General features: G+C 72.7%; 19 protein-coding genes. 11 read left to right on the forward strand and 8 right to left on the reverse strand.

The genetic code is table 11. From position 1 onward, the window contains the following. Window positions 1-1984: 1984 nt before the first annotated feature. Window positions 1985-2920 (reverse strand): helix-turn-helix transcriptional regulator, encoded by a 936-nt coding sequence (locus ACFYYJ_RS05580; protein ID WP_389128763.1) that lies wholly within the window; start codon window positions 2918-2920, stop codon window positions 1985-1987. 142 nt (window positions 2921-3062) lie between these two features. Here ACFYYJ_RS05580 and ACFYYJ_RS05585 point away from each other — a divergent pair, with 142 nt between their 5' ends. The 3 genes from ACFYYJ_RS05585 (at window position 3063) to ACFYYJ_RS05595 (ending at window position 5864) form a co-directional block, all read left to right on the forward strand. Next, window positions 3063-3842, forward strand: a complete 780-nt coding sequence (locus tag ACFYYJ_RS05585; RefSeq protein ID WP_385365785.1) for an NAD(P)H-dependent oxidoreductase — start codon at window positions 3063-3065, stop codon at window positions 3840-3842. A gap of 237 nt (window positions 3843-4079) precedes the next feature. Beyond that, window positions 4080-4376 carry a hypothetical protein gene (locus ACFYYJ_RS05590; RefSeq protein WP_389128767.1) on the forward strand — a complete coding sequence of 99 codons (297 nt, stop codon included), beginning with the start codon at window positions 4080-4082 and terminating at the stop codon, window positions 4374-4376. A gap of 327 nt (window positions 4377-4703) precedes the next feature. Continuing rightward, window positions 4704-5864 (forward strand): ATP-binding protein, encoded by a 1161-nt coding sequence (locus ACFYYJ_RS05595; protein WP_389128770.1) that lies wholly within the window; start codon window positions 4704-4706, stop codon window positions 5862-5864. 4 nt (window positions 5865-5868) lie between these two features. On the opposite strand, the gene ACFYYJ_RS05600 is transcribed toward ACFYYJ_RS05595, so the two are convergent. The 4 genes from ACFYYJ_RS05600 to ACFYYJ_RS05615 all read right to left on the reverse strand — a co-directional run bounded on the left by ACFYYJ_RS05600 (window position 5869) and on the right by ACFYYJ_RS05615 (window position 9148). Next, entirely contained in the window at window positions 5869-6300 is a 432-nt protein-coding gene (locus ACFYYJ_RS05600) for a hypothetical protein (RefSeq protein WP_389128773.1), read from the reverse strand. 85 nt (window positions 6301-6385) lie between these two features. Next, window positions 6386-6778, reverse strand: a complete 393-nt coding sequence (locus ACFYYJ_RS05605) for a hypothetical protein (protein WP_389128775.1) — start codon at window positions 6776-6778, stop codon at window positions 6386-6388. 104 nt (window positions 6779-6882) lie between these two features. Continuing rightward, on the reverse strand, window positions 6883-7281 hold the full coding sequence (locus ACFYYJ_RS05610; RefSeq protein ID WP_389128777.1) for a VOC family protein: 399 nt from the start codon (window positions 7279-7281) through the stop codon (window positions 6883-6885). A gap of 238 nt (window positions 7282-7519) precedes the next feature. Further along, on the reverse strand, window positions 7520-9148 hold the full coding sequence (locus ACFYYJ_RS05615) for a N,N-dimethylformamidase beta subunit family domain-containing protein (protein WP_389128780.1): 1629 nt from the start codon (window positions 9146-9148) through the stop codon (window positions 7520-7522). A gap of 115 nt (window positions 9149-9263) precedes the next feature. On the opposite strand from ACFYYJ_RS05615, the gene ACFYYJ_RS05620 reads away from it, so the two are divergent. The 3 genes from ACFYYJ_RS05620 (at window position 9264) to ACFYYJ_RS05630 (ending at window position 12184) form a co-directional block, all read left to right on the forward strand. Further along, on the forward strand, window positions 9264-10160 hold the full coding sequence (locus ACFYYJ_RS05620; protein WP_389128783.1) for a hypothetical protein: 897 nt from the start codon (window positions 9264-9266) through the stop codon (window positions 10158-10160). A 108-nt stretch (window positions 10161-10268) separates the two neighbouring features. Continuing rightward, the gene (locus ACFYYJ_RS05625; protein ID WP_389128785.1) at window positions 10269-11216 is read left to right on the forward strand and encodes an aldo/keto reductase; all 948 of its coding nucleotides are present in this window, start codon (window positions 10269-10271) and stop codon (window positions 11214-11216) included. Next, entirely contained in the window at window positions 11213-12184 is a 972-nt protein-coding gene (locus ACFYYJ_RS05630; RefSeq protein ID WP_389128788.1) for a D-2-hydroxyacid dehydrogenase family protein, read from the forward strand. Before ACFYYJ_RS05625 ends, ACFYYJ_RS05630 begins: the two co-directional genes overlap by 4 nt. Window positions 12185-12215: 31 nt before the next feature. Here ACFYYJ_RS05630 and ACFYYJ_RS05635 read toward each other — a convergent pair whose 3' ends face one another. Both ACFYYJ_RS05635 and ACFYYJ_RS05640 read right to left on the reverse strand, forming a co-directional pair. Next, window positions 12216-13133: an ABC transporter permease gene (locus ACFYYJ_RS05635; RefSeq protein WP_385365775.1), complete on the reverse strand. Its 918-nt coding sequence runs from the start codon at window positions 13131-13133 to the stop codon at window positions 12216-12218. Continuing rightward, window positions 13130-15898: an alpha/beta fold hydrolase gene (locus ACFYYJ_RS05640; protein WP_389128791.1), complete on the reverse strand. Its 2769-nt coding sequence runs from the start codon at window positions 15896-15898 to the stop codon at window positions 13130-13132. Before ACFYYJ_RS05640 ends, ACFYYJ_RS05635 begins: the two co-directional genes overlap by 4 nt. A gap of 178 nt (window positions 15899-16076) precedes the next feature. On the opposite strand from ACFYYJ_RS05640, the gene ACFYYJ_RS05645 reads away from it, so the two are divergent. Then, complete coding sequence (locus ACFYYJ_RS05645; RefSeq protein WP_389128793.1) at window positions 16077-17609, forward strand: ATP-dependent DNA ligase; 1533 nt, start codon at window positions 16077-16079, stop codon at window positions 17607-17609. Window positions 17610-17623: 14 nt separating this feature from the next. On the opposite strand, the gene ACFYYJ_RS05650 is transcribed toward ACFYYJ_RS05645, so the two are convergent. Next, entirely contained in the window at window positions 17624-18610 is a 987-nt protein-coding gene (locus ACFYYJ_RS05650; RefSeq protein ID WP_389128796.1) for a CorA family divalent cation transporter, read from the reverse strand. 190 nt (window positions 18611-18800) lie between these two features. On the opposite strand from ACFYYJ_RS05650, the gene ACFYYJ_RS05655 reads away from it, so the two are divergent. The 4 genes from ACFYYJ_RS05655 (at window position 18801) to ACFYYJ_RS05670 (ending at window position 21332) form a co-directional block, all read left to right on the forward strand. Beyond that, complete coding sequence (locus tag ACFYYJ_RS05655) at window positions 18801-19451, forward strand: helix-turn-helix domain-containing protein (protein WP_389128798.1); 651 nt, start codon at window positions 18801-18803, stop codon at window positions 19449-19451. Window positions 19452-19481: 30 nt separating this feature from the next. Then, window positions 19482-19703, forward strand: coding sequence for a DUF6126 family protein (locus ACFYYJ_RS05660; RefSeq protein WP_389128801.1), 222 nt, complete (start codon window positions 19482-19484; stop codon window positions 19701-19703). Between the two features lie 70 nt (window positions 19704-19773). Next, window positions 19774-20856, forward strand: coding sequence for a dihydrodipicolinate reductase (locus ACFYYJ_RS05665; protein ID WP_385123832.1), 1083 nt, complete (start codon window positions 19774-19776; stop codon window positions 20854-20856). Beyond that, on the forward strand, window positions 20853-21332 hold the full coding sequence (locus ACFYYJ_RS05670) for a carboxymuconolactone decarboxylase family protein (RefSeq protein WP_385366414.1): 480 nt from the start codon (window positions 20853-20855) through the stop codon (window positions 21330-21332). Before ACFYYJ_RS05665 ends, ACFYYJ_RS05670 begins: the two co-directional genes overlap by 4 nt. Window positions 21333-21351 lie beyond the last annotated feature (19 nt).

The raw sequence follows: 21351 nt of genomic DNA on the forward strand, positions 1-21351 counted from the left end.
GCCGTTGCCCCGACGGCACCGGGCCCACGGGCCCGCAGGGCCCGACCGGTTCGGTCGGCGCCACGGGCCCCAGGGGGCCGGCGGGTGAGACCGGTCCGATGGGCCCCTCCGGCGCGGTGGGCCCCGCAGGCGCCACGGGTCCTGTCGGGCCAACGGGTCCCGCCGGTCCGACGGGACCAACGGGCGACACCGGCGCGACGGGCCCACACGGCGACAGCGGCTCCGTCGGCCCGGAGGGCCCGACCGGCGCAACGGGTGACGGCGGCGCCACGGGTCCCACCGGTCCCACAGGTGAGACGGGCTCCACTGGCTCCACCGGAGCCACGGGTCCCACGGGTCCCACGGGCGCGACCGGTGCTTCCGGTTCTGCCGGCCAGATCGGCCCCACGGGAGCTGCCGGAGCAATCGGCAACACGGGCGCCACGGGAGATGCGGGCCCTACAGGGGCCACCGGGGCCACGGGTCCCACCGGCCCCTCGGGCACTGCCGGGGTAACCGGTGACACCGGGGCGACGGGCGCAACAGGCGCCACCGGAGCAACGGGAACCACCGGGCCGACGGGCGCAATCGGAGCTACCGGAGCAATTGGCGATACCGGGGCGACCGGCGTAACTGGCGACACCGGGGCGACTGGAGCAACAGGCGGCTCTGGAGCCACTGGCGCAACTGGAGTATCCGGAGTGACGGGGGCGACCGGGGCGACTGGCGAGACCGGAGCTGCTGGGGCAACGGGCGACACCGGAGCCACGGGAGCGAGTGGCGTAACCGGCGACACCGGGGCGACTGGAGCAACAGGCGGCACTGGAGCCACGGGTGCGACTGGAGTAGCAGGCGCGAGGGGGGCTACTGGGGCAACTGGTGACACGGGTGCAACTGGTGACACGGGAGCAACTGGTGACACGGGAGCAACTGGTGACACTGGGGCGACCGGAGCCACCGGAGCCACCGGTGTGACCGGGGCTACAGGGCCGACGGGCACAACCGGGGCTACAGGCGTAACTGGCTACATCGGTGCGACCGGGGCAACTGGTGACACCGGGGCTACTGGGGCAACTGGTGACACGGGAGCAACTGGTGACACCGGGGCGACCGGAGCCAGGGGGGCGACGGGCGCAACCGGCAACACCGGGGCAACTGGTGTAACCGGGGCCACCGGTGAGACCGGAGCCACGGGGGCGACTGGCGTAACCGGCGACACCGGGGCGACTGGGGCAACCGGCGACACCGGGGCGACTGGGGCAACCGGCGACACCGGGGCGGCTGGGGCAACCGGCGACACCGGGGCGACTGGCGCGACCGGGGCCGTCGGCCCGACCGGAGTCGCTGGGGCAACAGGTAGCACCGGCGACACCGGGGCGACCGGAGCTACGGGGCCGACGGGCGTAACCGGCAACATCGGGGCAACTGGCGTAACCGGCGCCACCGGCGCGACCGGAGTCACTGGTGCGACAGGTAGCACGGGAGCTACCGGCGCGACAGGTGCCACCGGAGCGACAGGCGCGACAGGTGCAACGGGTGCCACCGGGGCGACAGGCGCCACGGGTGCCACCGGTGCCACCGGGGCGACAGGCGCGACTGGAGTGACAGGTGCGACCGGGCCCGCCGGGTCCGGCGGGTTGGGGGCGATCACTGAGGTGCTCGGGCCTGTTGTGACAGTCGGTGACAACGGCGGGACCAACACCAGCATCGCCGTGTGTCCCGGTACGCAACGGGCAGTGTCCGGCGGGTTCAGCGCCAGCTCGTCATTGATCTTCCCCTCTTCGAGCAGCCGGTCCGGAACCAGCAGCTGGACCGTCTCGTTCCGGAACACCTCTTCCAACGTGGAGGGGACGGCTCGGGCCATCGTCTACTGCGTCACCTGACGCGAGCCGCGGCCGGCACTCCGACCGTTGTCGGTTCTCCCCGCGTCCGTGGGGTGAACCGGCACCGGCACGGCACCGGCAACAGACGCGGGCGACGGTCGGGAGGACGTCTTGATGCCGTTTCAGCGACGCACGTCGCTGATCTGGCCCGGAAGTCCGTCGGAACGAGGATGTGAGAGTCCGCTGTGGGGCGCGGCGCGTGGCGGCCGTCCGGGCTCGGGCTGGGGCTCCGGGTGGGGCTCGGGCTGGGCCTCGCGCTCGCCCAGGCTCGCGAGCAGCCGCAGGCCGTCCTCGGCGGGAGAGCCGGGGGCCGCGGACAGCACCAGCAGTTCCGTGCCCGATGCGTCCGGGAGCGCGAAGTTCTCCTGGTGCAGTTCGAGGAGTCCGACCAGCGGGTGGCGGTACGCCTTGAGCCCATGCGTACGGGCGCGCACGTCCGCGCGGGCCCACAGGCGGCGGAACCGCTCGCTGCCCATCGCCAACTCGCCGATGAGCGAGGCCAGGCGCGGGTCCTCCGGGTACGTGCCGGCGGCCAGGCGCAGGTGCCCCACCACGTCGAGGGTGCAGCTGTCCCAGTCCGCGTACAGGCCGCGTTCGGCCTCTTCGAGGAAGAGGTGCCGGGAAATGTTCAGGCCCGGCATCGGCCGACCGAAGAGGAGCCCGGCGAGGTGGTTCCCGGCGAGCACGTCCAGCCGGTGGTTCATGATCATCGCGGGTGCGCCGGTGACCAGGTCCAGTACGCGCAGCAGCTCCGGCCGAAGCCGCCCGCTCGGCTCCTTCGCGCGGCGGCGGGGCTGCCGGGCGAGCCGGTCGAGGTGTCCGCGTTCGGTCTCGTCCAGACCGAGGACGCGGGCGAGCGCGTCGAGGACCTGTTCGGAGGGCTGGGTCGCGCGGCCCTGCTCCAGGCGCACGTAGTAGTCGACACTGACCCCCGACAGGTGCGCGACCTCTTCGCGGCGCAGTCCCGAGACCCGGCGGCGGCTGTCGACGGGTATGCCGACGCCTGCCGGGTCGACCCGGGAACGCCGGGTGCGCAGGAAGCTCGCAAGATCGTCCATGCTCCCAGTATGGCTTCGGCGGAACCGGCGAAGGTGGCCCTGCCATTACCAGGAAGTCCCGTCCTACGGACGAAGCGTCCCTGAACGCGGAGCGCTGTCGCGGCCAGGATCGGAGGCAGGCATCCGATCCGAAGGAGTTCCCATGAAGACGCTGATCGTCCACGCCCACCCGGAGTCGAGGTCGCTCAACAGCTCGCTGAAGGACCTCGCGGTGTCCACATTGGAGGCCGCCGGGCACGAGGTGCGGGTGAGCGACCTGTACGCGATGAACTGGAAGGCGGTCGTGGACGCCGCGGACTACGGCGACCACGCGTCGAGCCCGCTGAAGGTCGCTCTGGACTCGGGCCGGGCCTTCGACGCCGGGACGCTCACCCCGGACGTCCTCGCCGAGCAGGAGAAGCTGCTGTGGGCGGACACGATCATCTTCCAGTTCCCGCTGTGGTGGTACTCGATGCCCGCGATCCTCAAGGGCTGGGTGGACCGGGTGTTCACCTACCGCTTCGCGTACGGCGTCGGCGAGCACAGCGACACCAAGTACGGCGAGCGCTTCGGCGAAGGCACGCTGGCGGGCAAGCGGGCCCTCCTGTCCGTGACCACCGGCGGCCCGGAAGCGCACTACGCCGCCCGCGGGATCAACGGCCCCATCGACGACCTGCTGTTCCCGATCCAACACGGCATCCTCTACTACCCGGGCATCGAGGTGCTGCCGCCCTTCGTGCTGTACGGCACGGACCGGATGACCGCGGAGGAGTACCCGGACGTCGCCAAGGCCTGGGAGCAGCGCCTGCTCACGCTGGAGTCGACCGAGCCCATCGCGTTCCGGCGGCAGAACTTCGGCGACTACGAGATCCCCTCGCTGCACCTGAAGGAAGGACTGGAACCCGCCGGCCGCACGGGATTCGGGCTGCACGTGCGCGGCTGATCGCCGAGGCGCGACGGCCGTCGAACGAGCCGGGTCGGGTGGGAGGAAGGGCACGGACTCTTGCCGTCGGAGAAAAGTCCGTGCGCCCCGTTCGAGATGGTGCCAGCCTGTACGGCATGACGAACTCCCGAACGGCCTGTGCCGCGTAGACGGCCGCGGCAGGTGCTACCTGCCCCACGCAGGAACCGGCACGTCCGGCGCCCGACCCCCTCCATCGACGGACTGTCCGCGCGGGCGATGGGCGAGATACTCCGGCTCGAATACACGCGGAACGATCTGAGCACGGCAGATGTCGCTCTCGCCCTCGAACGCTGGAAGAAGTTCGTCCGCAGCCCGGAGAGCGCGGACCGGGATTTCTGCACATGGGGCAGCGTGCACTGGTACTGCTGCGGCAATCCGCTCGAAGGTAGACGGCTCCTCGAGGCGGTGATGCGAGCCCTCTCACGTCGAAGTGCTCGCGAACTCCGCGCGCTCATCGCCAAGTCCGACTCCCTGGCCGTCCACCCCGCTCTTGCCCTCGTGGACGGAGGCTGACGGCCCACTGCCGGCCATGGAGGCGGCCTGGACGGCCCCTGCGCATCCGGCGCACCGCCGCTCGACAGGGGCTCGGTCGGTGTGGGGTGCGCTCACCTGTGCCGAGGCTGGAAATCAGGGGCCTCGGGGGAGTCCGGAACGGGGTCGTACGCGGCTCTGGCGGGGGCGGGCCGCGTCCCGGCCGGGGTGGTGAAGCTGCCCGGGGCGACCATGTCCCGGCAGGGGCTCACGCACCCGTTCGAGACATCGACGCATGGGGTCTGACCTGGCGTTTTTCGGAGATTCGCCTAGGCTGCGGGGGTCTGCTGGACACCGCCGAAGGGGGACATGGTGCGCGAGGAAACCAACAGCTACGACGCCAGTCACATCAAGGTGCTGGAGGGGTGGGAGGCCGTTCGGAAACGGCCCGGGATGTACATCGGCTCGACCGGTGAACGCGGCCTGCGTCAAATGGTGTTCGGGGTCGCCGACCGGGCGGTGAACGAGGTCTCGGCCGGTCGAGCCGGCTCCGTCGAAGTCGTCCTCACCGTTGACGGAGGCGTGACCGTCACCGACGACGGGCCGGGCATTCCCGTCGATGGAGGGGAGGGTGCCGACGGCCCCGGTTCCGGCCCGGGCCTTGAAGTCCTTCTGACGCAGATGAAGTTCCGGGGGAGGTCCGGTGGCCGTCACGACGTGATGCTCGGAATCCTCGGAGCGGAGCTGTCCGTCGTCAACGCCCTGTCGGGCCGCATGAGGGCCGAGGTGCGGTGCGAGGGGGTCCGTTGGGTGCAGGAGTATGCGCGTGGTGTGGCCGTCACCCCGCTCACCGAGGCCGGGAAGACCGCCGGAAGGGGGACCACGATCGGCTTTTGGCCCGACGCCGAGGTGTTCGAAACCGTGGAGTTCTCGTTCGAGACGCTGGCCGAACGGTTCCGGGAACTGGCCCTGCTGAACCGGGGTCTGGAGATCTCGCTGACCGACCGACGTCACCCGGGCGAGCCCCGCTCACAGCGGTTCCGGTTCGAGGGCGGGGCGCGGGACTTCGTCGACTTCCTCGACGACCGCGGGGCTCCCGCGTCCGAGGACACCTTCGGTTTCGAGTACGAGGACCCGCGGATGGAGGGAACGGTGGACGTGGCCTTCCGCTGGTGCGGCTCCCATGAGGGACGGATCCTGGGCTTCGCCAACAGCCGTCCGACCGCGGGCGGAACCCACGAGCGGGGCTTTCGCGAAGGAGTGGCGGAGGCGATCGACGCCCATGCCCGGGAACGGCTCCTGCCGGCCGCGACCGCCCCGGAATCCGGGGTCGATCCGATCGGGGAGGGGATGACGGCCGTCGTGTCGGTGAAGCTGGACCATCCCGAGTTCGAGGGCGCCGCGCGCAACGTGTTGGTCAACTCCAGCGTGCGGGTCTGCGTCAGGGAGGCCGTTCAGGAGCGGCTCGGTCGATGGCTCGAGGAAGACCCGGAGCGGGCGGCGGCCTTCGTGGGCCGACTGCGCACGTGAGCGTCTACGCGACCCGGCAGTAGACGTCCTGGCCCTCGCGTCGGGCGCTGCCGGCGAGTGCGGCCAGGTCGCTCAGGATCACTTCGGCGATGCCGGTGTCGATGGCCTCACCGTCAGCGGCGCGCTGCGCGGCCCACGAGACGGCGGCGTCCCGCAACTCGGACTCTTCGGCGTCGGCGAGTGCGGCGGACAGACGGGGCGAGACCGCGAGGACGACGCGCTCGTCGTTGTCCTGCTCGGCGACGATGCGAGGCTCGCCTGCCTCGACGAGGTCCTCGAAACCGCCGCCCGCGAGGAGGCATTCCCACTCGACCACGGCCCCTTCGGGATCGAAGTTGCCGAAGGAGAGCGACCCGGCACGTCCCGGCCCGGTCTTGAGAACCGAAGCCGCGGACGCGTCGCTCGGCGCCATGAAGAACTCCACGATGATGCTCACCCGGGCATCATGCCCGACCGCCCGTGTCCGTGATCCGCGGGCGCGGGCGTCGGTCGCCTGCCGCAGGTCGCCGACTGCGCGGTGGCTACGCGGACATCACGTAGAGCGCCAGTGCGATCGGGGCGGGGCAGGCCAGGGCGCCCAGCAGGGTGAAGCGGGCCTCGCGCGACAGGCGTCGGACGCCGGGGGCGAAGTACAGCAGGGTGAGGAGTCCGCCCGCCCCGGCGAGCACGACCACCGGCCAGAGCAGCAGTGCGGTCACGTCCGCCCCGGAGGAGGCGCTCCAGACGGCGATCATCAGCACGAAGAACGCGATGAGGGAGAGCGCGGAACACGTGATGCCCCACAGCAGCGCGGCCGCCACCACGAGCGCCCTGTTCGTCGGCGCGGGCGCGGGCGCGGCGGCGGGTGCGGGGGCGTACAGGGCGGCGTACGCGGCGGAGTACACGGGGGTGGGGGTGGAGTTCGGGGCGGACATGGCGGGTGGCTCCCTGTCGGTGGCTGACCTGCGGTGACACACCCAGTTTGTGGGACCGACGGCCCCTGGGGATGAGTGCGGATACTCATCCCCAGGGGTGTTGCCTACTCGGTCGTGTCCTCCTGGTAGCCGTACGGGCGGCTGATGATCTCCATCCCGTGCCCGCTCGGATCCGTGAAGTAGACCCCGCGGCCCCCGTCGTTGTGGTTGATCTCGCCGGGGAACCTGCCGTGCGGATCGGCGAAGTACGGGATCCCCGCCGACCGGATCTTCTCGAACGCCGCGCTGAACTCCTCCTCGGAGACGAGGAACGCGTAGTGCTGCACGGTGATGGACCCGGCCGGGATGGTCGCGAAGTCCAGGGTGACGCCGTTGGCGGTTTCGACGGGGATGAAGGGTCCCCACTCCGTCCCGACCTTCAGGTCGAGGACGTGCGCCAGGAATTCGGCGGACTCCCGGTTGTCACGGGAGTGGATGATCGTGTGGTTCAGTTCGACCGACATGGGTGAATGCCTCCGAAAGGCACGTCACGGGCACCTCCATGCCTCACCCGGTCGGTGACCGACACGCGATGCCGTGATCGCGATCGTAAGTGGTCGTTCGGGGCGAGTCCAACGGGTTTCGGAGTCGGGCGTCGGAGGTCGGGCGTCCGAGGTCGGAGGTCCGAGGTTCATGACCTCCGCCCCCGGGCCTCCGACTCTCCGCCCCCGACTCCGGGCCCCCGACTGGCCCCCGGCGTCATCAACCCCCGTACACGGCCCTGACGTTGTCCTGCGCCGGATGCGTCCGGCCCGCCGGGCCCGCCGCGAAGACGCGTAGGAGGTTCTCCGTCACGCGGGTCGTCAGTGCGCCGGAGCGGGCGTCGAGGCCGTGGTTGCGGCCGCTGCGGCCGTCGCCCGCCGCGTCCAGGGCCTCCACCCACCGCATCGTTCCGCTCGCGAAGACCCCCGCCCCGCTCGTCGTCGTGTAGTACGCCGTGTCCTGGTGGCTCGGGCGGCCGTCGCACACCACGGGGGAGTGCGCCAGTATCTCGATCGGCCGGGGCGTCGTGAACCCGGTGTTCACCTTGTCGTACTCCACCCCGACCAGGTGCGCGAAGCGGTCGCCCGCCTTCGCGCCGGTGCCCTCGAACAGCCAGTGGCCGGGGTTCGTCACCACGTACGGGGCGTCCACCGGGTAGCCGTCGTAGATCACGCCGAGCAGCGAGCTCTCCGGGTCCGCGCCGGGCGGCGAGCGGAAGTCGACCGTCGCCGGGTGGCCGCGTTTGATCGCCGGATCCTGGTCGTAGGAGGACTTGTAGCAGACCACCGTACGGTCAGGACCGAGGTCGGAGGCTTCGAGGCGGATCCGGCGGAAACAGCAGTTCGCGCCCAGGACCGCGAGGTTGGTGCCCGCGTCGCGCGCGGCCGTTATGTGCGCCCGCTGTTCCGGCGACCAGTACTCGTCGTGGCCGAGGGAGAGGACCGCCGACGCCCCCTCCAGCAGCCGCTTCTCCCGTGCCACGTCGCTGGTGGTCGCGTAGGCGAGGGGGATGCCGAGCCGCTCCGCGAGCGCGATCAGCGGGGCCTCGTACACCAGGAACAGTCCGGCGCCGTCGTCGTAGTCGTACGGCCGGTCGAAGGTCACCGCGAGGGAGCGCGTGCCGTAGCCGCCGCTGGGGCCGTCGTAGCTGCTGTAGCCGCCCCACTTGTTGTAGGCCTGCCAGGTGGCCACGGCGTTGACCACGACCGTACGGCCGGCCGTCGACGCCGACCGGATCGTCACCGGTACGAAGCGCTGCCCCTCGCCGCCCTGCGCGTCGAGCCGCAGCAGGTAGCTGCCCTCCGGCCAGTCCTTCGTCTCGACCGTGGTGGTGCGGGCCCACCGCGTGCGGACCATGCGGGTCCCGGAGTCCACGGTGTGCTCCGGCTGTCGCACGCCAGGGAGCGCCTCGGAACGCCACACCAGCCGGGCCCGGGCCCCGCCGTACCAGCCCATCCGGTAGGCGGAGACGGTGAACCGGGGCGCCGTCGTCGACACGTACAGCCCGAACGACTCGCCGGGCAGCACGCTGACCTTGTCCGCGAACCCCTCGACGGCGCGGTCCGGGCCGGCCTTGGTCACCGGCCAGTCGGCGTTGCCGGGGCGGGCGTTCTCGGCCTTCACGTCGAAGCCGTGCGGCGCGGTGGGTGAGGACTTCCCACCGGGGGTGCCCGACGCGTCCTGCCGGTCCTCGCCCTTCAGCGCGGCGTTGCCGTCCGCGCCCGCGCAGCCGGATACGGCCGCCCCCAGCCCGGCCACCGTGGCCGCCCCCGTCGCGATCGCGAGGAACCGCCGCCTGCCCGCCCCGTTGCCGCTCCCGCTCGCCCCGGCCATGTGCTCCTGATCCATGGACGGCACGTTATGTCACGCTTCGAACCTGCTTTCGGCCACCCCGTCCGCCGTCGTTGACCTAGGCTGGCGCCCGTCGGTTCCGTTGCACCAACCGAGCCTGGGGGAACGCGAGATGACGTACGACGGAGCACACGACCTGGGTACGGTCCGGCAGCTGTGGCAACTGCTGGAACCCGTCCACGCCCTCGTCTACTTCGCGCCGGAGTCCTACCAGGAGGCGGGCGCCCTCGGATACGCCACCGACGACCGGTGGCCGATGTACTTCGCCTTCCGGTCCGCTCCGCTCGGGCCGGTGGAAGCGGAGCTCGTGAACGCCCTCTTCTACAGCTTCAGCCCGAGCATGGTCCGGCGGTACGCCGACCGGTCCTGGCGGGCCGCCCCGCCGGCCCGGGTCCTGGAGGCCCGTGCGGCGGCCACCGACCGGTCCCTGCGGGCCGCGCTCGGGGAGCGCACCGCTTCCCCCGAGGTCGCCGAAGCGGCAGGGCTCGCCCGCCGCGCGGCGGAGGCCGCCGTCACCGCCGGGCGCCCGCTGGCCGCGGCCAACGCGGCCCTGCCCTGGCCCGAGGCCCCGCACGCGGTGCTGTGGCACGCGGCCACGATCCTGCGCGAGCACCGCGGGGACGGCCACCTCGTCGCCCTCCAGGCCCACCACCTCGACCCGATCGAGTCGCTGGTCCTGCACGCCGGAGCAGGAGCCGCGCCGGCCGAGGCCTTCGACAGCCGCCAGTGGTCCGCCGGTGAATGGCACCGGGCCCACGGCCGCCTCGCCGCCCGGAACCTCCTGTCCGAAGACGGCACGGCCACCGAAGCGGGCATGGCGGTGCGCACCGCCGTCGAGAAGCTGACCGACGAACTGGCCGCCGCCCCGTGGTCCGCGCTGAGCGGTCAGGAGGCGGCCCGGCTCACAGACCTGCTCCTCCCTCCGGTCCTCGACATCGTGGCCACCGGACTCCTGCCGTCCCAGAGCACGCTGGGCATCGGCATGAAGTACGACTACTCGGACTCCTGACTCCTGACTCCGCAACCGGGGGGACGGGGGCGCGAGACCAACGCGGCGACCCGCCTAGACTGGCCGTTTGGTCGATCTTCATCTGACGAGTGCGGAGGAACGAATCGCATGCGCCATCTCCCGCTGGGCAGTTCAGGGCTTCAGGTTTCCGCCGTCGGCCTGGGCTGCAACAACTTCGGCGGCCGCCTCGACGCACGTGCCACCCGCGCCGTGGTCGACGCGGCCCTCGACGCCGGCATCACCCTCCTCGACACCGCCGACATCTACGGCGGACTCGGCGGCTCCGAGAGCCACCTCGGCCAGGCCCTCAAGGGCCGCCGTGACCAGGTCGTCCTCGCCACCAAGTTCGGCTTCTCCGGCATGGACATGAAGTACGGGCCCGCCGCCGGCTCCCGGGGCGGGCGCGCCTACATCCGGCGGGCCGTCGAGGAGTCCCTGCGCCGCCTGGACACCGACCACATCGACCTCTACCAGTTGCACAGCCCCGACCCGGCCACTCCCATCGCCGAGACCCTCGCCGCGCTCACCGAGCTCGTCACCGAGGGCAAGGTCCGTTACCTCGGCCACTCCAACCTCACCGGCTGGCAGCTCGCCGAGGCCGCCCACGTCGCCCGCGAGACCGGCGCGGCACCCTTCGTGTCGGCGCAGAACCAGTGGTCGCTGCTGGAGCGGTCGGCCGAGCGGGAGCTCGTCCCCGCCGCCCTGCACTACGGCGTGGGCGTGCTCCCGTACTTCCCGCTCGCCAACGGCCTGCTCACCGGCAAGATCCGCCGCGGGGCGGCCGTCCCGCCCGGCTCCCGCCTCGAAGGACGCGACGGCTACGTCACCGAGGAACGCCTCGACGTGGTCGAAGCGCTCGCCGCCCTCGCCGAGAAGCACGGCCGGACCGTCCTCGAACTCGCCATCGGCTGGCTCTCCGCCCAGCCCGGCTGCGCCTCCGTCATCGCCGGGGCCACCTCCGCCGAGCAGGTGCGCGCCAACGCGGCCGTCGCCGACCGCCCGCTGGACGCCGAGCTGCTCGCGGAGATCGACGCCATCGCCCCGGCCGTCGCATGACCGGCGGCCCGCAGCTGCGCTGCGCCCTCATCGACGACTTCCAGGGCGTCGGCACCACCGTCGCCGACTGGGCACCGCTCGCCGGACGCGTCGAGGTGGTGAGCTTCCCCGAGCACACCGACGACGAGGACGAACTCGCCGCCCGCCTGGCCGACTTCGACATCGTCGTCACCCTGCGCGAGCGCGTGCCCTTCCCGGGCTCGCTGCTCGACCGGCTGCCCCGCCTGCGCCTGCTCGTCGCCTCCGGCATGCGCAACTCCGTCATCGACCACGCGGCCGCCGCACGCAACGGAGTGACCGTCTGCGGCACCGCCAGCTCCTCCACCCCACCCGTGGAACTGACCTGGGCCCTGCTGCTCGGCCTGGCCCGCGGCCTGGTCCAGGAGTCCACGGCGCTGCGCGACGGCGGCCCCTGGCAGCAGACGGTCGGCGCCGACCTGCACGGGCGGCGGCTCGGACTGCTCGGCCTCGGCAAGATCGGCAGCAAGGTCGCGCAGGTCGGGCTCGCGTTCGGCATGGACGTGGTGGCCTGGAGCGGCAACCTCACCAAGGAACGCGCCGACGAGGTGGGCGTCGCCCTCGCGCCCTCCAAGGAGGAACTGCTGGCGAGCAGCGACTTCGTATCCGTGCACCTCGCGCTCGGCGACCGCAGCCGGGGCCTGATCGGCGCCGCCGAACTGGAACTGATGCGGCCGACCGCGTACCTGGTCAACACCTCCCGGGCCGCCATCGTCGACCAGGACGCGCTCCTCGCCGCCCTGCACGCGGGCCGGATCGCGGGCGCGGGCATCGACGTCTTCGACGTCGAGCCGCTGCCCGCCGACCACCCGATGCGGACGGCGCCGCGCCTGCTGGCGACCCCGCACCTGGGGTACGTCACCCGCGCCAACTACGCCACGTACTACGGCGAAGCCGTCGAGGACGTCATCGCGTTCCTCGACGGCTCACCCGTACGACTGCTCGGCTAGCTCGGGACGATGGTTCTCCCGCTCGTGACCGTCACGAGACGATGTCCTTGCGGGAGAACCCCCGGAACGCCAGGGCGAACAGCACCAGCGCGTACGACACCGACACCGCCGCGCCCTTGACCATGCCGCCCCACTCCAGGTGCGGCTGCAAGGCGTCCGCCCACGCGAACTGCCAGTGCGCCGGCAGGAACTCCCGCCACGACCCGAGCGCGGTCACCGCGTCCAGCACGTTGCCGACGATGGTCAGCCCGACCGCCCCGCCGACCGCGCCCAGCGGCGCGTCCGTCCGCGTGGACAGCCAGAACGCCAGCCCGGCCGTCACCAGCTGCGACACGAAGACGAACGCCACCACCAGCGCGAGCCTCGGCAGGGTGTCCCCGGCCGGCAGTACCCCGCCCGCCGGGAGCTTCAGCGGCCCCCACCCGTACGCGGCCGTTCCCACGGCGAGCGCGACCACCGGCAACAGGACCATCGCCGCCAGGCTGAACGCGAGCGCCACCACCAACTTGCTCCACAGCAGCCGCGCCCTCGGCACCGGCGAGGCCAGCAGGTACCGCAGCGAGGACCAGCTCGCCTCCGAGGCCACCGTGTCCCCGCAGAACAGCGCCACCGGCACCACCAGCAGGAAACCGGCCGACACGAACAGGCAGGTCGCGGCGAAGTTCGCCGCCGAGGCCGTGGCCGTGTCGACCAGGGTGATCCGGCCGTCGCCGCCGCCCCGGCTGCCCGGCCCGCCGCCCACCGCGAACGCGATCATCAGGATGAACGGCAGTGCGGCCAGCACCCCGCCCATCACCAGCGTCCTCCGCCGGCGCCACTGCCGCAGCGCCTCCACGCGCAGCGGCAGAGTACGGCTCGCCCGGTACCCCGGGGCCACCTCCTGCGCCGGGCTCCGCCCGAGGCTCCGCTCCGGGCTCTCCGGGCTCTCCGGGCTTCGCACCGTGCTCATGCCGGACCTCCGATCAGGGTGAGGAACGCGTCCTCCAGCCGCCGGTGCGGACCCACTCCGGTCACCGGCACCTCCAGCCGTACGAGTTCGGCGATCAGCCCCGCGGCCGTCGCGCCCTCCAGCCGTACGAGCAGCCCGTCGTCGGTGGCCGCCACCGAACCCACTCCCTCCAGCGCCGCCACCTTCTCGACGCCCGTCTCGTCCACCGGCTCCGCCAACGTCACCAGCAGGGTGTCCCCGCCGCCCGTGATCTCGGCGACCTCACCCGCCGCCACCCGGCGGCCCCGGTCCATGACGACCAGGTGCGTGCAGGACTGCTCCACCTCCGACAGCAGGTGGCTGGAGACGATGACCGTCCGCCCGCCCGCCGCGTAACGGATCATCACGTCCCGCATCTCCCTGATCTGCGGCGGGTCCAGACCGTTCGTCGGCTCGTCGAGGATCAGCAGGTCCGGCATCCCGAGCATGGCCTGCGCGATCGCGAGGCGCTGGCGCATGCCCTGCGAGTAGGTGCGCACCGCCCGCTCCAGCGCGTCGCCGAGCCCCGCGATCTCCAGGGCCTCCGCCATGTGGGAGTCCTCGGCGGGACGGCCGGTGGCCTGCCAGTACAGCTCCAGGTTGGCCCGGCCGGTCAGGTGCGGGAGGAACCCGGCGCCCTCCACGAACGCCCCGACCCGCGACAGCACGGGCGCCCCGGCCCGCACCGCGTGCCCGAACACCCGGATCTCCCCGGCGTCCGGCGAGATCAGTCCCATCAGCATCCGCAGGGTGGTGGTCTTCCCGGCCCCGTTGGGTCCGAGGAGCCCCAGCACCTGCCCCTTCTCGACACGGAACGACAGGTCCCGGACCGCGTACCGGTCCTGCGACCCGGCGTACCGCTTCGTCAGGCCGGTGATCTCCAGCGGTACGTCGGCCAGGCCGGCGTCCGGCGGCGGTGCGGCCGGGGTCCGGCCGGTCCGCCGGATCCCGAGCAGCGCCGCGGCCAGAGCGGCGGCGCCCAGCGGCAGTCCCCACGTCCAGGCGGGGAGCCCGGCCGCGGCCGTCCGCACCGCCGGGGCTTCGGGGACGGCCAGCGCGCTGCGCGCCGAGACGGTGTAGGTGGCCGGTGCGGCCGGGGTCGCGTAGCCGAGGTCGGTCGCGGCGACCACCAGCCGAAGCCGGTGTCCGGCCGCCACGGAGTGGTCGATCGCGGGCAGCCGCAGGTCGACGCTCGTGCCCTGCTGGGCGTTCTCCACCCGCACCGGGGCGACGAGCTGGCTGGGCAGCACCTGCGTGCGGCCGTCCGGTCCGACGTCGTACACCTTGCCGAACAGCACGGCCGATCCGTCCGCGGCCGTCGACCTCACGTTCAGGGTTACGGTCGGCGTCCCGGTGATCCGCAGCTCGCGGTCGAGGGGCTCCGATTCGAACCGGGCGTTCTGGCCGGGGAAGTCGAGCGAGAGACCTGCGCCGAGGGCCGAGAGCTGCCCGCCGAACCCCGGCAGCGAGGACAGCGCGGGAGGCGCCCCGCCCGCCGGGTTCGCGAAGCTCTGCTCGCGCCCGGCCAGGGCGAACTCCCGCGGGCCGGAGGTCAGCCCGGGGTACTGCCCGCCGCTCGCGCCGCGCAGCTTCACCTCGCCGTCGGTGGAGTCGATGCCGCCCGAGCGGGAGACCCGGAACACCGGGCCGGTGTCCGCGCCCGCGTCGTCCTTGAGGTAGCGGTCGAACCAGGCCTCGACCCGCGCCTCCACCCGGTCCGCCTCGCGCATGCCGCCGTCGTGGCCGCCGGCGGCCCAGTCCACGGACACGGGCGCGCCGTTCGCCGCGATGGCCTTGGCCATGGCGTCGGCCTGGTCCAGCGGGAAGAGCGAGTCGTCCTGCCCCTGCACGATCAGCGACGGCACCTTGATCCTGGCGCCCACGGCCGACGGACTGCGCTGCTCCAGCAGGGCGCGCGCCTCGGCGTCCGGCTTCCCGGCCACCGCGACGCGCTCGTACATGGCACACAGCTCGGGCTGGAACCGGCCGCAGCCGGGGGCCGCGGGGGCGCCGCCGGGGGCGGCCCGCTGCGGTCCCGCCTGCTGCTGCATCCCGCCCGCCGAGCCGGTGGTGAAGAAGATGCCGGACCACAGCTTCTTGAAGACGCCCCCGGGGAAGAGGGAGTCCGCGAGGTTCCAGTAGGCGATCTGCGGGGCGATCGCGTCCACCCGCCGGTCGTAGCCGGCGGCGAGCAGCGAGACGGCCCCGCCGTAGGAGGCCCCGGCGACGCCGACGCGCGGATCGCCCGCCGCGTCGAGACGCACCTCGGGGCGGGCCGCGAGCCAGTCGACGAGCCGCGAGACGTCCTTGACCTCGTAGTCGGGGTCGTTCAGGCCGATCCGGCCGCCGGAGCGGCCGAAGCCGCGCGCCGACCAGGTCAGGACGGCGTAGCCGTCACGGGCCAGCCGTTCGGCCTGCGCGCGGACGTCGTCCTTGCTGCCGCCGAAACCGTGCCCGAGGAGCACCGCGGGGCGTTTCTCCCCGCCGCCGGTGGTGAAGTACGAGATGTCGATCCCGACATCGCCGGTCTGCTGTCCGGGCACGGCCGGATCCGGCGCGGTCGAACCGGGCACGGCCGGATCCGGCGCGGTCGGGCCGGCCATCTTCAGGACCTGGTCCTCGCGGTGCACCGCCGGACCGTCGTCGCCGCTCGCGGCCGACCACGTCCCGGCTCCCGCGACGACGACGAGGGCTGCGGCGCCCGCCAGCAGGCGGTCCCGGCGGCGCCGTGGCAATCGGAGCTTCATACGGGAACCCTAGACGCCCGGATGCCCCTCGCCCGAGCGCCCGGAGGGGGATGTCCAGCACTTCTCGAGGAGTACGCCGAGCGCCGCGCATACCGCACCTGCGGTACGGGCCCGCTCCGCGTGTCCGTACCTGCGCGTCCGACCTGCGGGGCGCGCCGGGCGGCGGGAGGATGGCCGCATGCTGCTGGCCGAGCTCGCGCGCGTGTCCCGGGAGGTCGCCGACACCTCCGCCCGCTCCCGGAAGACCGCCCTGCTCGCGGAGGTCTTCGCCGCCGCCCCGCCCGAGGAGGCCGGGCTGGTGATCTCCTACCTCGCCGGGCGCCTCCCGCAGGGCCGCCCCGGCATCGGTTGGCGCGCCCTCGCGCAGGACACCCCTCCCGCGCGGGAGCCCACCCTCACCGTCCTCGACGTGGACGGGGCGGTGACCGCCCTCGCCGCCGCCACGGGCACCGGGTCGCAGGCGGAGCGCCACCGGATCATCGGCACCCTGCTGGGCGCGGCCACCGAGGCGGAACAGGCCTTCCTGCGCGGTCTGCTCTCCGGGGAGGTGCGTCAGGGCGCGCTCGACGCCGTGGCGCTGGAGGGCGTGGCCGCGGCCGCCGGAGTACCGGCCGCCGGTCTGCGCCGGGCGGTGATGCTGGACGGCTCGCTGCCCCGCGTCGCGCGGGCCGTACTGGCCCGGGGCGAGGGCGCCCTCGGCGAGTTCACCCTGCGCGTCGGGCAGCCCGTACAGCCGATGCTGGCGAACACCGCCGGATCGCTGGCCGAGGCACTGGAGGCGCTCGGGCCCTGCGCGGTGGAGGAGAAGCTCGACGGGATCCGGGTGCAGGTCCACCGCGAAGGGGACGACGTACGGGTGTACACGCGCTCCCTCGACGAGATCACCGACCGGCTCCCGGAAGTGGCGGAGCTGGCCCGGGCGCTGGAGGGGGCGCGGTTCATCCTCGATGGCGAGGTGATCGGCCTCGCGCCGGACGGCCGCCCGGTCCCCTTCCAGGACATCGCGAGCCGGGTCGGCTCCCGAGTGGACGTCGCCGCGGCCCGCCGGACGCTCCCCGTCGTCCCGTACTTCTTCGACGTCCTGGCCAGTGGCGAGGACGTACTGCTCGACCTGCCGGTCCGCGAGCGGTACGCGGCCCTGGCCGCCCTCGTGCCCGAGCACGCCCGGGTGCGCCGGCTGGTCGTGGAGGACCGGGCGGCGCAGGCGGCCGAGGCCGAGGAGTTCCGGGCCGAGACCCTGCGGCGCGGCCACGAGGGGGTCATGGTCAAGGCCCTCGACTCCTCCTACGCGGCGGGACGGCGCGGGAAACACTGGCTGAAGGTGAAGCCGGTCCACACCCTCGACCTGGTCGTCCTCGCGGCCGAATGGGGCCACGGCCGGCGCACCGGACTGCTGTCGAACCTCCACCTGGGGGCGCGGGCCGCCGACGGCACCTTCGTCATGCTCGGCAAGACCTTCAAGGGACTGACCGACGAGATGCTGCGCCGGCAGACCGACGCGCTGCGCGCCCTCGCCACCTCCGACGACGGCTTCACCGTCCGGGTGCGGCCGGAGCTGGTCGTGGAGATCGCCTACGACGGCCTCCAGCGATCCCCGCGCTACCCGGCCGGCGTGGCCCTCCGCTTCGCGCGGGTGCTGCGCCACCGCCCCGACAAGACCGCGGCCGAGGCGGACACCGTGGAAACGGTCCTGGCGTCCCACCTCCGGTAGGCCGCCCGCCCGGTCTACTCGTCGTCGAGGTCGCTGTCGTCCTCGCGCAGTCTGCGCCAGAGGTCGGTGCGGTGGAGGACGTACAGTGCCGCGACCAGGAAGAGCACCTGCAGGCCCACCGCGAGGATCCAGAAGATGGCGCGGCTCTCCAGCTCGTCCGTCAGATAGGCGAAGTTCATGCCGAAGAACCCCGTCACGAAGGTCAGCGGCAGGAAGATCGTCGAGACCACCGCCAGCCGGTTGATCACGCCGTTCTGGTCGCCCGAGACCAGCGAGGAGTAGCTGCCGAAGGCCCGCCGGGCGCTCTCCTGGAGGGACTCGATGTCCGCGAGCACGAGATTCCCGGTGCGCCGGTACTCGCGGACCAGCTGCCCGCGCTCTTCCCGGAAGCCCCGGTTCAGCACCCGGCGCGTCACGCTCTCCTCCGCCACCCGGTGGTAGGGGAGCAGCGTGTGGTGGAGCAGGGCCGCGGTGCGCCGCAGCCGTGACAGGCGGTAGAGCTGCTCGGGCTCGCGCCGCCGGAACATGGCGTCCTCCAGGTCCTCCACCTCCAGCAGGGCCTGGACGGTGGCCCGGCGGTAGGTCTCCATGGCCTCGTCGAGGAACAGGAAGACCATGGCCACGGAGTCCGACGGGGAGTCGAGCGGGAAGCGGTCGATGACGTCCCCGATCACGGGCGCCGGCCCGCGGTGGACCGTGAGCAGGTACCGCTCGGTCACCAGCACGTGGACGTGCACGACCCGGTCCTCGTCGACCGCGGGCACGACGAACGCGCCCCTGTCCCCGACGATCTCCGCGCGCGGGGATTCGTCCTGCCGCCCGAGCCACGGCACGCCCTCCAGCCCGAGGAGCCGCGCGAGGGGCGGTTCGTCGGGTGCCCCCTCCTCGGGCAGTTCCACGTCCACGAACAGGAAGGGGGAAGTGGCGAGGAGCTCGCGGGCCTCCGACACGTCGCCACGGGTCGGGGCGCCGTCCGGCATGGACAGCATCGATACGATCATCGTCCCTCGCCGTAGGTCATCCGGTGCCGTGGCTCCCAGCCTGTACGGCGCGGGACCGCGCGCAACCGCGGTGGCTCATTCGCCCGGCAACCGGCCCTCGAACAGGTGAGGCCGAGCCGCTCGGCCACAGCGTTTTGCCTCAGAGGCAAGAAGGTTTGCCATGGGGGCAATCCTCTGGCTCAATCGGCGTATGACTTCCGGATCCACCGGCCCCGAGGACGCGGCCGGTACCGACGCCCTGGCGGACGAGCTGCCCGCCGTGGCCCCGCAGCTGCGCGAGCTGCGCCGCCGCGCGGGCCTCACCCTGGAGGCCGCCGCCGCCCGGGCCCGGCTGTCGCCCGCCCATCTGTCCCGCCTGGAGACCGGCCGCCGCCAGCCCTCGCTGCCGCTGCTGCTCGGGCTCGCCCGCACCTACGGCACCACGGTGTCCGAGCTGCTCGGCGAGACCCCGGCCGTCGCCGATCCCATCGTACGGGCCGGCGGACCCGGCGCCCGCGAGGCCGACGGGTGGACGTACTGGCAGGCCGGCGGCTCCGGGCGCGGGATGCAGGCACTGCGCGTGCACGTCCCGCACGGGCGCAGCCAGGGCGAACTGGTCCGGGTACATCCCGGCGAGGAGTGGCTCTACGTACTCGACGGGCGGCTGCGGCTGCACCTGGGGGACACCGAGCACTTCCTCGAACCGGGGGACAGCGCCCACTTCGACTCGCTCACCCCGCACCGGATCGGAGCCGCCTCGTCGGGCGGGGCCGATCTGCTGTTCGTGCACACCCTGCTCCAGAGCAGTCTCGCCGGGCTGTGCCTCGGCGGATCCACGACCACGTCCACGCACCGCCCCTAGCCGCGGCAGAGCCGAGGAGGAGCAGTAACCATGACCCGAGGAGAGAACCCGGTGAGCACCGCGGACGTCCCCGCCCCCGCCCCCGAGACCCCTGCCCCCGAGATCCCCGCCCCCGCGGTGACCCTGCGGGCGCGCTTCGAATCGAAGTTCCCGCGCGGCCTCGTGATCCGGCTGATCGCCTACCTGTTCGTCGGCCACCTCTTCGCCTTCTTCGTCTACCTCCTCTTCGTCCTCGGCGGCCAGAACCAGTAACCCCGCGGAGCGCGTGACCGCATGCCGCACGACTCTGGAAACGTGCAGGTCCCGCGGCTACCCTCCGCGCATGATTCCCACGGTTGTCTGGGGCACCGGCAACGTCGGCCGTTTGGCCATTCGTGCCGTAGAGGCCCATCCCGCGCTGGAACTCACCGCCGTCATCGTCCACGATCCGGCCAAGGTCGGCCGCGACGCGGGCGAACTCGGCGGACTCCACCACCCGTTGGGGGTGGCGGCCACCGACGACATCGAAGCCGTACTGGCCGCCCGCCCGCGGGCCGTGGTGTACGCCGCCTCCGGCGACGTCCGCCCCGACGAGGCGCTCGCCGACATCACCCGGGCCGTCCGGTCCGGGGCCGTCGTCGTCAGCCCCGCCCTCTATCCGCTCTACGACCACCGCAGCGCCCCACCGGAGTTCCGCGATCCGGTGCTCGCGGCCATCGCGGAGGGCGGCGGTTCGCTCTTCGCCTCCGGCGTCGACCCCGGCTGGGGCAACGACGTCCTCCCGCTCCTGATCAGCGGACTCGGCACCACCATCGACGCCATCCGCTGCCAGGAGATATTCGACTACTCGACCTACGACCAGCCGGACTCCGTCCGGTACCTCGTCGGCATGGGCCAGCCCATGGACTTCGAACCGATGATGCTCATGCCCTCCATACCGACCATGGTGTGGGGCGGGCAGATCCGGATGATGGCACGCGCCCTCGGCGTCGAACTCGACGAGATCCGCGAGACGTCGGAGCGCCGCGCGCTCGACACCACCGTGACCACCCGGACCATGGGCGAGTTCGAGGCCGGCACCCAGGGAGCCATCCGCTTCGAGGTGCAGGGCATCGTCGAGGGCGAACCCCGCATCGTCATCGAGCACGTCACCCGCATCCACGCCTCGTGCGCACCGGACTGGCCGACCCCGCCCGACGGCGGCGACGGCGCCCACCGGGTCGTCATCGAAGGCCGCCCCCGCATCGAGGTCACCATCGAGGCCACCGACGAGGGCGACAACCGCTCGGCCGGCGGCAACGCCACCGCCGTGGGCCGTCTCGTGAGTGCCATCGACTGGCTCACCGAGGCGGAACCCGGACTCTACGACGCCCTCGACGTCCCCCTGCGCCCCGCCATCGGCAGACTCGGAAGGAAGCAGTCATGAGGATCGACATCCCCGAAGGCCGGCACCCCATCGAGTACGTCTGGGGCGACATGGTCCCCGGCATCGGCATGGCCGCGGCGAACTTCTCGCTGTCGGTGTACGCCCACACCACCCTGGGCCTGCGGGAGTTCGAGGCGGCCCGGCTGCGCGTCGCGCAGATCAACGGGTGCGTCTTCTGCCTCGACTGGCGCACGGAGCGCGACGGGGAGAAGGTCGAGGAGGAGTTCTCCGAGGCCGTCACCGAGTGGCGCACCACCGGGGCCTTCGACGACCGGACCCGCCTGGCCGCCGAGTACGCCGAGCGGTACGTGCTCGACCACCACGGCCTCGACGACGAGTTCTGGGAGCGGATGACCGCGCACTACAGCCAGTTGGAGATCGTGGAGCTGACCATGAGCATCGGCTCCTGGCTGGCCTTCGGACGGCTGAACCACGTCCTGGGCCTCGACAGCGTGTGCGTCCTGCCCGGCCACTGACACGGGTCGACCGCAGCCG

The sequence above is a fragment of the Streptomyces sp. NPDC002467 genome, from assembly GCF_042889825.1.
GTDB lineage: Bacteria > Actinomycetota > Actinomycetes > Streptomycetales > Streptomycetaceae > Streptomyces.